The organism is Neptunomonas concharum (assembly GCF_008630635.1).
Lineage (GTDB): Bacteria > Pseudomonadota > Gammaproteobacteria > Pseudomonadales > Balneatricaceae > Neptunomonas > Neptunomonas concharum.
Map to the genome: position 1 here is coordinate 1,814,731 of NZ_CP043869.1, position 13,675 is coordinate 1,828,405.

General features: G+C 48.1%; 12 protein-coding genes and 1 riboswitch. Of the genes, 2 read left to right on the forward strand and 10 right to left on the reverse strand.

Features of this window, described 5'->3' with window-relative positions:
• Positions 1-15: 15 nt before the first annotated feature.
• From cobT to F0U83_RS08485, 10 genes are all read right to left on the reverse strand, one after another.
• Complete coding sequence (gene cobT / locus F0U83_RS08440) at positions 16-1,083, reverse strand: nicotinate-nucleotide--dimethylbenzimidazole phosphoribosyltransferase (RefSeq protein ID WP_138987354.1); 1,068 nt, start codon at positions 1,081-1,083, stop codon at positions 16-18.
• Entirely contained in the window at positions 1,080-1,613 is a 534-nt protein-coding gene (cobU, locus tag F0U83_RS08445; protein ID WP_138987355.1) for a bifunctional adenosylcobinamide kinase/adenosylcobinamide-phosphate guanylyltransferase, read from the reverse strand. The genes cobT and cobU overlap by 4 nt, the downstream gene beginning before the upstream one ends.
• Positions 1,610-3,100, reverse strand: a complete 1,491-nt coding sequence (locus tag F0U83_RS08450; RefSeq protein WP_138987356.1) for a cobyric acid synthase — start codon at positions 3,098-3,100, stop codon at positions 1,610-1,612. The genes cobU and F0U83_RS08450 overlap by 4 nt, the downstream gene beginning before the upstream one ends.
• The gene (gene cobD, locus F0U83_RS08455) at positions 3,097-4,131 is read right to left on the reverse strand and encodes a threonine-phosphate decarboxylase CobD (RefSeq protein ID WP_138987357.1); all 1,035 of its coding nucleotides are present in this window, start codon (positions 4,129-4,131) and stop codon (positions 3,097-3,099) included. Before cobD ends, F0U83_RS08450 begins: the two co-directional genes overlap by 4 nt.
• Positions 4,116-5,006, reverse strand: a complete 891-nt coding sequence (locus F0U83_RS08460; protein WP_246077715.1) for a CobD/CbiB family cobalamin biosynthesis protein — start codon at positions 5,004-5,006, stop codon at positions 4,116-4,118. Before F0U83_RS08460 ends, cobD begins: the two co-directional genes overlap by 16 nt.
• 17 nt (positions 5,007-5,023) lie before the next feature.
• Positions 5,024-6,343 carry a cobyrinic acid a,c-diamide synthase CobB gene (locus F0U83_RS08465; RefSeq protein WP_138987359.1) on the reverse strand — a complete coding sequence of 440 codons (1,320 nt, stop codon included), beginning with the start codon at positions 6,341-6,343 and terminating at the stop codon, positions 5,024-5,026.
• Entirely contained in the window at positions 6,343-6,966 is a 624-nt protein-coding gene (cobO, locus tag F0U83_RS08470) for a cob(I)yrinic acid a,c-diamide adenosyltransferase (protein ID WP_246077717.1), read from the reverse strand. Before cobO ends, F0U83_RS08465 begins: the two co-directional genes overlap by 1 nt.
• A gap of 2 nt (positions 6,967-6,968) precedes the next feature.
• A complete protein-coding gene (locus F0U83_RS08475; RefSeq protein ID WP_138987360.1) occupies positions 6,969-7,535 on the reverse strand; it encodes a hypothetical protein in 567 nt (188 codons plus the stop codon).
• A 29-nt stretch (positions 7,536-7,564) separates the two neighbouring features.
• Positions 7,565-9,364, reverse strand: a complete 1,800-nt coding sequence (locus F0U83_RS08480) for a TonB-dependent receptor domain-containing protein (RefSeq protein WP_138987361.1) — start codon at positions 9,362-9,364, stop codon at positions 7,565-7,567.
• Between the two features lie 131 nt (positions 9,365-9,495).
• Positions 9,496-9,718: riboswitch (cobalamin riboswitch) on the reverse strand.
• A gap of 127 nt (positions 9,719-9,845) precedes the next feature.
• Positions 9,846-11,489 carry a fatty acid--CoA ligase gene (locus tag F0U83_RS08485; RefSeq protein ID WP_138987362.1) on the reverse strand — a complete coding sequence of 548 codons (1,644 nt, stop codon included), beginning with the start codon at positions 11,487-11,489 and terminating at the stop codon, positions 9,846-9,848.
• Between the two features lie 309 nt (positions 11,490-11,798).
• Between F0U83_RS08485 and F0U83_RS08490 the strand changes: the two genes are divergently transcribed.
• Positions 11,799-13,424 (forward strand): methyl-accepting chemotaxis protein, encoded by a 1,626-nt coding sequence (locus tag F0U83_RS08490; protein WP_138987363.1) that lies wholly within the window; start codon positions 11,799-11,801, stop codon positions 13,422-13,424.
• Between the two features lie 19 nt (positions 13,425-13,443).
• Complete coding sequence (locus tag F0U83_RS08495; RefSeq protein WP_138987364.1) at positions 13,444-13,668, forward strand: hypothetical protein; 225 nt, start codon at positions 13,444-13,446, stop codon at positions 13,666-13,668.
• The last annotated feature ends 7 nt before the right edge of the window (positions 13,669-13,675 follow it).

A 13,675-nucleotide genomic window follows, 5' to 3' on the forward strand; every position in this document is an offset into this window, starting at 1 on the left:
TGACTCCTCTTTACCTCACTCGCTTTCTGATACAGCGGCCTCTGCAAAGGTCGCCATCTGGTTGTGCAATTGGCAAGCTAATCTGATCAATGGCACAGCTGCCGCTGCCCCACTACCCTCGCCCAGTCGCATACCTAGCGCTAATAAAGGCTGTTGGTGGAAAGCGCTGAGTAATTTGCCGTACGCAGGCTCCGCTGAGTAGTGGGATAATATCAGCCACCCCTCTACATTAGAATTGATTCGACATGCCACCAGCGCCGCAACCGAAGCGATAAAACCATCCACTAAACATGGAAGTCCTTCTTGGGCACAGGCGATATAGGCACCACAAAGGGCTGCTATCTCAAAGCCGCCTAATCGGCGCAGGGCCTCTAAAGGCGTTTCAAGATAAGGGCGATGGAACTGTAGCGCTTTGTCGATCACGGCAGCTTTGTGATTCACGCCGTCGGCACTAAGCCCCGTACCCGGCCCTGTGGCGTCTGCTGAGCTAATATCCAATAGATAAGCGAGCAATGCGCTGGCCGAAGTGGTGTTACCAATGCCCATCTCCCCGCCAATAAACAGATCTGTATTGGGCTTGAGGGTTTGGATACGGGTTCTACCCGCAGCTAACGCAGTGGCAAGTTGCTCATGAGTCATGGCTGGCTGATCCACAAAATTAGCGGTCTGTGCTGCAATAGGCTGGTAGGTTACGCCGTTTAAGTGCTCTGTTGGAGTAATCGTCCCCAAGTTACAGACGTCGAGAGATGCGCCTAAAAAGCGTGCAGCTACGTTAATAGCAGCTCCCCCTCTGGCAAAGTTCTTCACCATTTCGGTGGTAACAATTTGCGGAAACGCCGAAACACCCTCCGCAGTCACACCGTGGTCAGCGGCAAAAACGGTAATATGCACACGCTCTGCCTGGGGTTGATCGGTGGCCTGCATCGCTGCCATCTGTACCGCAATCGCTTCTAACTTACCCAACGCGCCGACAGGTTTGGTTAATTGACCTTGGCGTTCTAGTGCTTGTGTGTGGTGATCTTCACTTAAGGCTTTAGCCGGTAGAGCCAACCATTCAAAAGAGGTTATGTTCGTCGGATTCATAAATTATTGACTCTTGGTTTGATGGGTACAGGTATGCCCGCCACCATCAGAATGACTTCATCGGCGATTTCTGCCAGTGATTGATGTAACCATCCAGCTTCGTCTACATAGCGACGTGTCAATTCACCCATCGGCACAACACCAAGGCCGGTTTCGTTACTCACCAGAATAATCTCAGTATCAGGTTGTGCTTGCAGGCGTTGCAGCGTCGCCAATAAATCACTTCTAGACTCAGCGATATTCTCCCCTTCACATAGAAGATTGGTGACCCATAGCGTCAAGCAATCCACTAAAATACAATAAGTTAGGAGATTGTTATCAGATAATACCTCACCTAAATGAATCGGCACTTCCCGTGTCTGCCACTTAGGAGGGCGGGATTGTCGGTGATGCTCTATTCTAGCTTGCATCTCCGTATCCTGCGCTTTCGCTGTGGCCACATAGCAAACAGGTTTTTGCGATGCGCTGGCAATCTGTTCGGCATAACGGCTTTTGCCTGAACGTGCTCCACCTAGAATCAGCCGAATCATCTTGCAGTCTCCGGCTGAAAAAGTGACATCAAGGTATCGATATCCATATGCGCTTCTAACGTATCGGCGAGACGGTCTAAGGCCTCTAAACGATGTGTTCGGTAATCAAACTCAGGAGGTTCTGCTTCATAGCCTGTCCAAGCCAACAACTGCTCTATAACGGCGGTGGATTCAAATAAGCCGTGCAGATAGGTGCCAGCTACCTGTCTATCATGAGATATAGCGCCATCATATTCGCCCTCGGAAAAAGCGATTAAGGGGTGCTGTAAAGCCTCACCGCTTGATAGGCCACAGTGAATCTCATAACCGAACACCTCGGCTGCCTCTCCTTCTGTAAAACGAAGACTTCCCATTCTTTGAGTAAGCTGCTTTTCTGGATAAAGCACAGTTGTCATATCTAGCAAACCTAACCCCGATGAGTCACCGGCGATCCCCTCTATGCCATCAGGGTCCTGAATAGACACCCCTAGCATCTGGAAACCGCCACAGATACCCAGTAGCTTGCCACCGTATCTTAAGTGTCGCGTTATCGCTTGATTCCATCCTTGAGCCTGCATCCATGACAAATCGCTACGCACCGACTTAGAGCCTGGCAGAATAATCAGATCAGCTGACGGGATCTTTTGATCAGGGCCAATAAACTGAAGGTCAATACAGGGATGTAGCCGTAATGGATCAAAATCGGTATGGTTACTGATATGCGGGAACACTGGCACAATCACCTTAAGCGTCGACTGCGCATCGGTTATGATTTGCTCGACAGAAACCGCATCCTCAGCCTCAAGATGAAAACCATGCAGATAAGGCAAAACGCCTAAGACCGGCTTACCTGTGCGCTCTTCGAGCCAATCTAAACCACTTTGCAGAAGAGCGATATCACCACGGAAACGGTTAATCACAAAGCCTTTTACCCGTTGCTGCTCAGAGTCCGATAACAGTAAAAGGGTGCCAACTAGATGGGCAAATACGCCACCCTTGTCAATATCAGCAATAATAATCACAGGGCAATCCACTGCCTCCGCGAACCCCATATTGGCAATATCGTTTTCTCTGAGGTTAATTTCAGCGGGTGAGCCAGCGCCTTCCACAATGACATAGTCATACTGCGCCTCAAGACGCTGATGGGAATCCAACACCGCTTCCATCGCCACACGCTTGTAATCATGATAGGCAGCGGCTTCCATATTAGTGATTGCCCGGCCTTGTATGATGACCTGCGCGCCGGTGTCACTATTGGGCTTAAGCAGAATGGGGTTCATATCCGTATGCGGCTCAAGATCACAGGCCAGTGCTTGTACAGCTTGCGCTCGACCTATCTCACCGCCATCTTGTGTGACAGCGCTGTTCAGGGCCATATTTTGCGGCTTAAAAGGTACCACTCTTGCGCCTTTTCGCCATAGTACGCGGCAGATGCCTGCTACTAAGGTGCTTTTGCCTGCATCAGAGGTGGTGCCTTGGACCATTAAGGTTTGCTGTTGGTTATTCATTTCACGCTCGCTACATTCGGTATACTTAACGCTGATAATGCCGTGTCTAATCTCTGCCAGTCGGCTTCTTGTGCTGGTAAGCCAATCCGCAGTGCTGCAGGCTGCTCAAATAAGCGAACCAAAATACCTCGTTGGGCTAAATATTCGTACACTGTTCGGGCTTGTTGATAAGGGATGTAGCAATATAGGCCACCGTTGTGCACGTTGTAGCCCTTATTTTGTAACAAACTTTGCAATCGTGTACTGGCAGTTTTGATCTTTTGGCAAGTGTCAGCTTGCCAGCACCTATCCTGCAATGCATGAATTCCGGCCCAAACCGTAGGGCCAGATAGATACCAGAGCGATTGCTTAGCCTCAATTTGCGCCAGTAGTTCAGAGGTACTCCAGATAAAGCCCAAGCGTATACCCGCTAGCCCAAAAAATTTACCAACTGAGCGCAGTACTATTAAACCATCAAGCGGCTCAGGCGTTATCAGCGAAGGCTCGCCATCTGCTAGTAGCGGCTCGATAAACGCTTCATCAACAATCAGCCAGCCCCCTCTTTTGGCTAAGCGTTGGTGCCAATCTCTTAACTGAGTAAGGTCTATCTGCTCTGCGGTAGGGTTGTTAGGTCGTACGACCACCAAGACATCATACTGTTCGAGATCCAGCTCAATCGCTTCTTGAGTCAGCTCTAGCACGTGATGACCATGTCGAGACCACTGATAGGCGTACTCCTGATAGGTCGGGGATAGAATCGCCACTTTTGATGTTGGCCGTAAAAGGGGTAACGTCTCGATAAAAAACTGACTTCCCGGTGCCGCCAAGAGTGACTGCGAGCCATAATAATCATATGCAACACATAGCAGCGCTCGATATTGATGGTCAGGCAAACATTGCCAAGCCGTTACAGGCAACGGTGGCACGGGATAGCTAAAGGGGCTAATCCCCGTTGATAGATCCAGCCACTCTTCTTCAGGTATCCCAAAATAGGCAGCGGCGTCTAATACCCGACCTCCATGTGCAGGAGCGCTCATCATGCTTGTAGCCATACAAAACCCTCCGTACACCACAAGATCACCACCCAAAGCGCTAGCGTTTTGCTAACCAATCGCAATGCGTGTCGAATATCCTGAGTAACCGGCGGCTCCCCCGCCCCAAAATAAGGTTTATCCTGCCATTGGCCTTGGTAGCGGGTTGCACCACCCAATAGCACACCTAATGTTCCAGCTCCGCTAGTCATCACCGGGCCTCCGTTAGGGCTTGCCAGTAAGTGGGCTTGGTTTTGCCAACAGCTCAATGCTTGTCGAGTGTGCCCCAGTAGCGCAAAAGAGAGTGCGGTTAAACGTGCAGGGACGAAGTTCAAGAGGTCATCAAGCTGAGCAGTAAAGCGGCCAAAATCGTTAAAACGCAGATTACGATACCCCCACATGGCATCCAGTGTATTAACAAAACGATAGAAAAGAGCACCCGCTCCACCCAATAGCACAAACCAAAACAGCGCAGCAAACACCGCATCATTGCCATTTTCTAACGTGGACTCGACGGCTGAAACTTCAATATTGAGGGCTTCTTTATCACGGCTCACAACACGACTGGTTAAGGTGCGAGCCACCTCTTGATCACCCGCGTCTAAGGCTGTTGCGATAGGCTGTATATGATCATATAGACTACGATGCCCGACCGAAAACCAGAGTAACAACAGATCGCCCAGCCAACTCCACGAATAAGGCTGATAGATGTACCAGAGCAAGGGTAAGGGCACGGCAAGTATCAGCAGCGCTACCAGTCCTTTACTTTTACGCCATCTAGGTGAACCCGAGTTCAGAGAGGACTCAAGCTTTCCTGCCACAATGCCAAAGCCCACCAAAGGGTGGAACCGCTGTGGTTCGCCGGTTAGCCAGTCGAGTATAATTGCTCCGCTCACCACCGCCGACAATATCATCAGGGTTTAAACAGAGCAGCCGTCGCCGCTAGCGATGATGGGAAATAATGATGGATATAACTCGCATAGAGCCGATCTTTTCGATACACCGCTTCCGCTGTCTGCTTGCCGTTGGGACACACGCCTCTAAGGGCAACGGTTTCATTTTCATCGGCTTCGAGTACGGAGTGGTGGAAGGTATGCCCCCTTAATGTCCCTTCTTCGAGTGTGACCGACTGAAACGCCAGCGCCGATAAACGCGATTGCATATAGGCATCGGCAGCTAAAGCACCGACTAAGGAGTATCGCTGCTTGTTTTTATCAGTTAAAGAGCGGCAAAGGTACAACATTCCACCACATTCAGCGACCAGCGGCTTTTGCGCCGCTACATGTGTTCGAATCGCCGCTAACAGCGCAACATTGTCTGAAAGCGTCTTAAGGTATAACTCTGGGTACCCTCCCGGCAGATAGAGCGCGTCTACATCCTCTAACGAGGTGCTGCACAGGGGCGAGAAAAAGACCAGTTGTGCACCCAAATTGAGCAGCGCCCGTAAATTAGCTGGGTAGATAAAAGAAAAGGCTTCATCTCTGGCGACACCGATACGTACGCCTTTTAATGGTTGCTGTGCGACAAGATGCTGATCCTCTTCGTTAGTTTGACTTGCCGTCAATGAGAACAAACTGGTGGCAGGTAGGTGTGATCCTGCCGTTTGCTCTATCATCGCCGCCGCGGCATTCAGTCGCTGATCTAGGTCGGTAATTTCACTGCTCTGTAGTAATCCCAAATGCCGGGACGGCAAGACAACTTCTTCGCTTCGTTGGATAGCGCCATACCATGGAATGTCATTAGGCAAGGCATCACTTAACATCTCAGCATGGCGCTCACTGCCTACTCTATTCGCTAATACGCCTGCAAAGTTAAGGTCGGGCCGATAATTGACAAGCCCATAGGCGATGGCTGCAAAAGTTTGCGCCATAGCAGATGCATCAATCACCGCCAAAATAGGAATACCAAAGCGCTGCGCCAAGTCTGCACTGCAAGGCTCCCCATCAAACAGCCCCATCACACCCTCAATTAGCAGAATATCTGCACTTTGCGCTGCTTCTGCTAATAAGCGTCGACAAGCCTCTTCTCCCACCATCCAAAGATCAAGATTCTCAACGGGGAAACCGGAAGCAACTTCTAAAATTTTAGGATCGAGAAAGTCGGGGCCGGTTTTAAACACTCTGACTCGCATCCCCCTTAGAGTATAGAGACGAGCTAGCGCAGCTGTAACCGTTGTTTTACCTTGCCCGGATGCGGGCGCACTGATGAATAGCGCAGGCCTGGAGATTTGCATTACAGCTCGACACCCTTTTGCGCTCTAATTCCAGCCTGAAAAGCATGTTTAACCACTTGCATTTCGGTAACAGTATCAGCGATTTCAACCAAAGGTTTGGGTGCACCTCGGCCGGTAATCACCACATGCTGATTTATCGGGCGGTTCTCCACCGCACGAATTACCTCATCTATATCAACATAGTTCAGCTTAATGGCAATATTCAGCTCATCTAACACCACCAAAGTGACCGACTCATCCTCTAAAAAGTGCTTTGCTTGTGCCCACGCTTTCTGGGCCGCTGCAATGTCTTTCTCCTTATCCTGAGTTTCCCAGGTAAACCCCTCACCCATGACATGATAATCCACCTCAGGAAAGCGACGAAAAAAAGCCTCTTCTCCGGTACTAAATGAGCCTTTTATAAACTGCACCACGCCCACATTAAAACCATGGCCGAGTGCCCTTGCTACCATGCCAAAAGCCGAGCTGCTTTTACCTTTACCATTACCGGTCAGAACAAGGCACACACCCTTATCCTGATCCGCTTTGGCAACTTTTTCGTCAATAAGCGTTTTTTTACGTTGCATCCGTGCTTTATGGCGCGCTTCCTTTTGTTGCTCCTCTGTCAGATTTGCGTCTGTCATCGTTAAGCCCTTTTCTGGAGAGTAATTGCACGACCAAACATCATCTGCAAAGCATAAGCTATCGCGATATAGAAGCTGATACCTTCAAGCTGTCTGGGCGTGTATTTAACGAGCCGTTCGATAAACTCCATTAAGGTAGGCTCAGCAAAGCGGCCAGAGAAGTAGTAAAAACTACCGCTGGATATCACCTGACAAACCAAAGCCCCCACTAGTACGCAAGCAGCTAAGCGAAAGATCGTGTGCCATTGCAACTGGTGCAGGCGCGCATAAAAACGACCTGCCCCCCACAGCGCAGCATACGCAGGCACTAACATCACATAAGCAGGGCTGATACAAAAGTTACTGACACCTCCCCAAGTAACGGCGGCAAAGTCCAGCAAAAAGGCTTCCAATAAAAGCAGCGGAAGACTCCAAAGCGGCTTTAGGTAAACACCCGCTAAAAAGAACACTGCCCACGAGGCACTCGGCAGATGATCAATCGACGCAAAGTGATGACCACGAGTTACCGCCATCAGCAGGATTAAAGCAAGGCCGATCCATGCTTGGGATTTAGATTGTAGTGTCAGCATCTTCTGATTCTCCTGTTAGCTATCGAATATCAACGTGGCTGATAAGCCAGCGTTAACAGGAACTCAGTACCTGGCTGATTGTAACCCTTCACTGTTTGATAGCCTTTATCTAACAGGTTTGCCACCTTAGCCTTAACCAACCATTCTGGTGTCAATTGATATGCAGCACGCAGATCAACTGTACCGAAACCACCTAAGTGGTCAGTATTGGCATTACTGGTGTAACGGCGATTCTCAGCATGCAGGGTTGCACCAAATGAGAATGCTCCCAATTGGCGATCAACATTTAAATTCAGGATCTGGCTGGCACGACGCTGTAAACGATTACCTTTATTGATACCTGAAGAGACTTCGGGATCTAACAGAGCAACGTTACCGCTGAATAACCAGTCATTAAGTTGGTAGCCTGCTTCCAACTCGAGCCCGCGAATACGCGCCTCATTAACATTGGACGGCGTCCAATTGCCACCTGCATCAGGAGTCCATGCAATCATGTTATCAAAGCGGGTCTGATACAGTGCCGCTTGCCAGTTGACCTGTGCATATTCACCTTTAAGACTCAATTCAAAAGTATCTGACTCTTCAGGCACTAGGTCAGGATTACCGCCGTATGGGTAGTAAAGATCATTAAAGGATGGGGCTTTAAAAGCGGTCGCATAACTCGCTGCAAAGCGGATGCGGTCATTGAGAGGGATTCCCCATGCGACGCCACCTGTGGTGTGAGTACCGAACTGCTCGTTATCATCCGCGCGCAAGCTGAACTCAACATCTGAGGAGCCAGCCATTAACATATATTGCGCAAAGATCGCCTTATTAAGACGAGAGTCTTCTGCATAATCGTTACTGGATTCCACTTTATCTCTTTGCAGATCGACCCCAGCAACCAACAGATTACTGCCTAAGTGGATATCATTTTGTAGAGAGATGCTATCGCGCTGGGTATTAAATGCGCTGGAGAAAACGCCATTGCTGCTGTTTTTGGTTTTATCCCAGCTCCGACCTGCTGTGACATTCAGTGCCCAGTTATCGGTCAAACTGACCAAGCCTCGAACACCCAATACTTTGCTAAGAGCGTCTGCTTGGTTAGTCCAACCATCATACTCGTTGTCGGAATCTGTCATGCTAAAGAAGGTTTCAACCTGATGACCGCCTTCCAGATAAGTACCTACACGAAAATGTGCCCCTTGATTTTTGTAGCCATCCTTATCGTCATCATCACCTATTTTTGCATCAAAACCATCGGTAGAAACCGCTGAAGCACCTAAGCTATACCACAGTGTTTCGTTGCCGCCACGGACATTAAGGTTGGCAGATCGCGTTTGATCACTACCGGCCGAAACACTAAGTGATGGTGTAAATTTCTTTGCGCCTTTGCGGGTAAAGATCTGGATTACACCGCCTGCGGCATCGGAGCCATATAAAGAGGAGCGCGGACCACGTACGATCTCGATACGTTCAACTTGGCTCAAGTTAAGCTCCTCAAAAGCAACTTGTCCCAGCGTAGCCGAACCAACACGTATACCATCGATCAAGACCAAAAGATCTTTCGCTGCGGTGCCTCGCAGATAAACGCCTGTACTTTTGCCTAGCCCACCAGCATTGGTAATCGAGACGCCGGGGGTTTTTTGAATGACTTCCGCTACAGTCGTAGCTTGCGAGCGTTCGATATCTTGCCGATCAATTACAGTAACTGAGGCCAGGGTTTCGTCAACGGTTTGTGCAGAGCGAGCCGCCGTAACAACGATCTCTTTGATCGCCTCTTGTTGAGCTGAGGCCAATGTAGAGTAGCAACATAGCGTTGCCAAAATAGAATGGGAAAAGGTTTTCATTTATAGGGGTTCCTGCACGCGCCCGCCGCACGTCTAATTAAAATTAAACGGCACATACATGAGACACAGAACAGGGAAAGGCCAGCCGAAAGACTGACTAAATGACCGCCGCTCCGATAGCCCACCGCTATGCCGACTTCACGCTTAAGGCCGGTCTCCGGACTTACGAGCTGAGTTATTGAACTCCAGCATGCTCACCTTCCCATGAACGGGTCACAGTGGCGTTTGAGGATGCTTTACTCGTCTACCGTTGCGGGGGCAGTGTTGGCATTGCAGTGTGCTTTACACTTTGCTCACCAACTTCCCGTTTAAAACTTACTATTACAGTAAGCTACCAAAAGCCGTTGCATTCTAGGTGCCTGGCTAGGCAGGGTCAACATGAATTCACTTGAATAATATTCGCAGGAAACATTAATCACGCTCATCTAAACAGTATTCAGCGTTAATCGCCGCTCTCCTTAGATGAGCATCGCTATGCAGCCTAGTTAGGTACTTGCTCGCGGATAAGTTTCTTATTGATTTTACCCACACTGGTTTTGGGGATATCCGCCACAATGCTAATTCGCTCTGGGATCGCCCACTTAGCTATCTCACCGCTATCTACATATTGCTGTAAATGCTGTTTAATAACGACTTCATCAACCTGAGCACCCTCGGCGGGTACAATCATCGCAAATGGACGCTCACCCCACTGTTCATCAGGTACACCAACAACCGCCACTTGAGATACCACTTCACTCTGGCTGATATAGTTTTCTAACGCGAGGGATGAAATCCACTCGCCACCCGTTTTAATCACATCTTTGATACGGTCTTTGATCACCAACGTGCCATCAGGTGAGATAGATGCCACATCTCCCGTATGTAACCAACCGCCCTGCCACAGCTCTGCGCCTTTTTCAGGCTCTTTATAATAACCTTGGGTCAACCAAGGTGCCCGAACGACCACTTCCCCCATGGCTTCACCATCTTGCGAGACTTCATTTCCAGCAGGATCGACAATCTTCAGATCCACCAGCCCCACAGGCACACCGGTTTTTATACGGCGTGGCATCTGATCCAACATCGGTTGCGCTAGTTCATCATCATGCATGTAGGTAGCCGTCAGTAATGGGCACGTTTCTGACATACCGTAGGCGGTATAAAAGAGAATGCCACGCTCTGCCATATGATTTGCCATACCTAAGGTTGGTGCACTTCCGCCAGTCAACATCTTCCAGCCGCTTAAATCAGCCGTTTTAGCCGCCTCACAACCAAGAATCATCTGCAACACCGTCGGCACACCGTGGGAGAACGTCACCTTCTCTTTTTCAAACAGCTGCACCAATTTATTAGGCTCATAACGTCCCGGATATACTTGTTTGATACCCATCATTGTTGCCACATAAGGCACGCCCCATGCATGGACATGGAACATTGGCGTCATAGGCATGTAAACATCGTCCGAACGCAGTAACGGTTGACCTTTATAGCACCCTAACGTTGCAGCCATATTCAGCGTGTGTAGAACCAATTGGCGATGGGAGAAATAAACACCTTTAGGGTTACCGGTTGTACCTGTCGTATAAAAGGTCGTGGCTACCGAGTTCTCATCAAAATCCGGAAAATCGTATTGATCTGATGCCGCCGCTAACAGCGCTTCGTATTCACCCAATACCGGTAAAGCCGTACTAGCCGGTTGCGTATCATCAGACAACTGAATGTAACCACGAATACTTGGCACCTTGCCTTGTAATTGCTCGGCTAACACTAAAAAGTCATCATGCACCAAAACCAAGTTATCCTCGGCATGATCCATGGTATAGACAATTTGCTCGGGACTTAGACGAATATTAACATGATGTATCACGGCACCTATCATAGGGACTGCAAAATACGCCTCTAGATAGCGGTGGCTATCCCAATCCATCACAGCAACCGTATCACCCGGACCTATTCCTGACTCCGTTAAGAGATTCGCCAGTTTACAGATACGTTGGTAAAGGGTGCGGTAATCGTAACGAATGACATCACTGTATACGATCTCATTATCAGGCTCATAACGCTTCCCTGAAAGCAGCAAACTTTTAATCAGTAGCGGGTATGAGTGCGCACCTTCTGCGGGAGGTAGTATTTTTGTTTTCATGTTCCATGGCCTGTTTTTGTTATTGTGCAGGTAAGCATGACCTGAAGGGTCACCATCCTCTAAGTAAACTCCCTCATTCTGGCGGCTTTTTCAATCAATGCACAATAACAAATATGTGCAGAACAGTAACAAAAGGCGTCAAGCTAATATTAGAGCCGCATTGATAACCTCTGCGTTATATCTGCTATTTATTAGATAAGACCGAAGTTATCTACTAGATTAAAACTAGGATTGATAATCGATGATGTATGACGGATACGGACGCCATACATAAACCAGCTTAATTCGCTCGTTACGAACATGGACAATATGTCTAAGATTCGTTACCAGTCTTATCAGACGGCTGATGAGTTACGGCAAAGCTCCGATGATTTAACACGCTTAGGACGAACTTATGTTGTTACGGGGGATGATAAATATGAAAAAATGTATATGGACATACTTGCCATTCGAAATGGCGATAAACCTCGCCCCGAAAATTACCACTCAATATATTGGGACTTGGTACTAAACTACGGTGATAAACCAAAGCCTGATGGAGAGGCAATTGCACTCAAAACCACCATGGAAGAACTAGGCTTTTCGGCTGAAGAGTTTGAATTTTTAGCTCAAGCACAGGCTAACTCCGATGGGCTGGTCAATATGGAAGTTAAGGCTATGAATGCAGCCAAGGGCATCTACCCAAATTCAAGTGGTAAATACGAAGTCAGAGGAGATCCTGACTCTAACATGGCTATAGCGCTTCTACACAGTAACGAGTATCACAGCGAGAAAGCGAAAATCATGAAGCCTATAGATGAGTTCTTCGTGAAACTTGAGCACAGAACACAGGATCAATTGGACAAAGCAACTGAAGCAGTAAAGAACTATGTGTTGCTTGGTAGTATTCTCATGATTTTAGTACTGCTTACCGCTGTCGCAGGCTATTTTATTGTTGCACGAATGATAACAGCGCCTATTCTTGATATTTCAAAGGTACTAGGCGATATTGATCATAGCCATGACCTTTCTATTAGATTACCTTCAGAGAGCAAAAATGAAGTGGGCTCCATCAGTACGGCTATTAACAATTTGCTGGAGCAATATCGCCAAACGATTCAAAAAATTCTCTCAGTCAATACAGAAATATTTGAAATCGCTGGCAATATAAAAAGCGTCAGTTCAACTAGCTCCAAAATGTCCTCTCAACAAAACGATGAGTTATTGATGGCTGCCACGGCCATGGAGGAGATGACAACCGCTTTAGCCAGTGTTTCCGAAAGCACTTGTCAGGCTGAGAGTCATGCGGGTCAGAGCGAGCATGAAGCTAACTCTGGACTGGAAGTCTTTAACAAAACCCAACACGAGTTCGAAATACTGGATAACGAGTTTCAGCAGACAACCTCAATCATTGCCGAACTAGCCAATGAAAGTAATAACGTTAGTAACGTATTAGAGGTTATCAAAGCCATAGCTGAACAAACTAACCTACTCGCATTGAATGCAGCCATAGAAGCAGCCAGAGCCGGAGAGCAAGGCCGAGGATTTGCGGTTGTTGCTGACGAAGTCAGATCTTTAGCACAAAGAACACAGGAGTCTACGGTAGAAATTGAGTCTATGATCTCTGCCTTGCAAGACAAGGCACACTTATCTACCCGCACAATTCAAAGCAGCACACTTAAGATGAAAGGCACCCGACAAAACATAGAGACAGCTGGCGATGCACTAAGAGCTATTCAATTGTCGGTAACTGACATACATAAACTACACACAACGGTGGCTTCAGCAACAGAAGAACAACTGTGTGTGAGCAATGAGATCAGTGAGAACATTAGTAAGATCAAGTTATTATCAGTCAATATCGAGGAGAGCGTATCTGATTTGACGCCGCTGGCTGAGCAGATGCTACGTAATACAAATGATCTAAAAGGTAGTGTTGAGCACTTTAAAACTTAAAGAAAGACACTCTGTTTCAATGTCCAAACCACCTCCTATGGAGGTGGTGATCGCTATGACCTTAGAGATCATGCACTTTATTCTTTTAGGTAGAATAATCATTCACAACAGCAATAAACACTGCCAGCTAAACGACATTACTCCTGAACTGCTGAAACAAGAAACACTGCATTTAGGCATCCGTGAAGAAGACAGCGAGCTTGAGTACCTACAAGCCTTTGTAAACTTCGCCAAGCAACACTGAGGGGTAA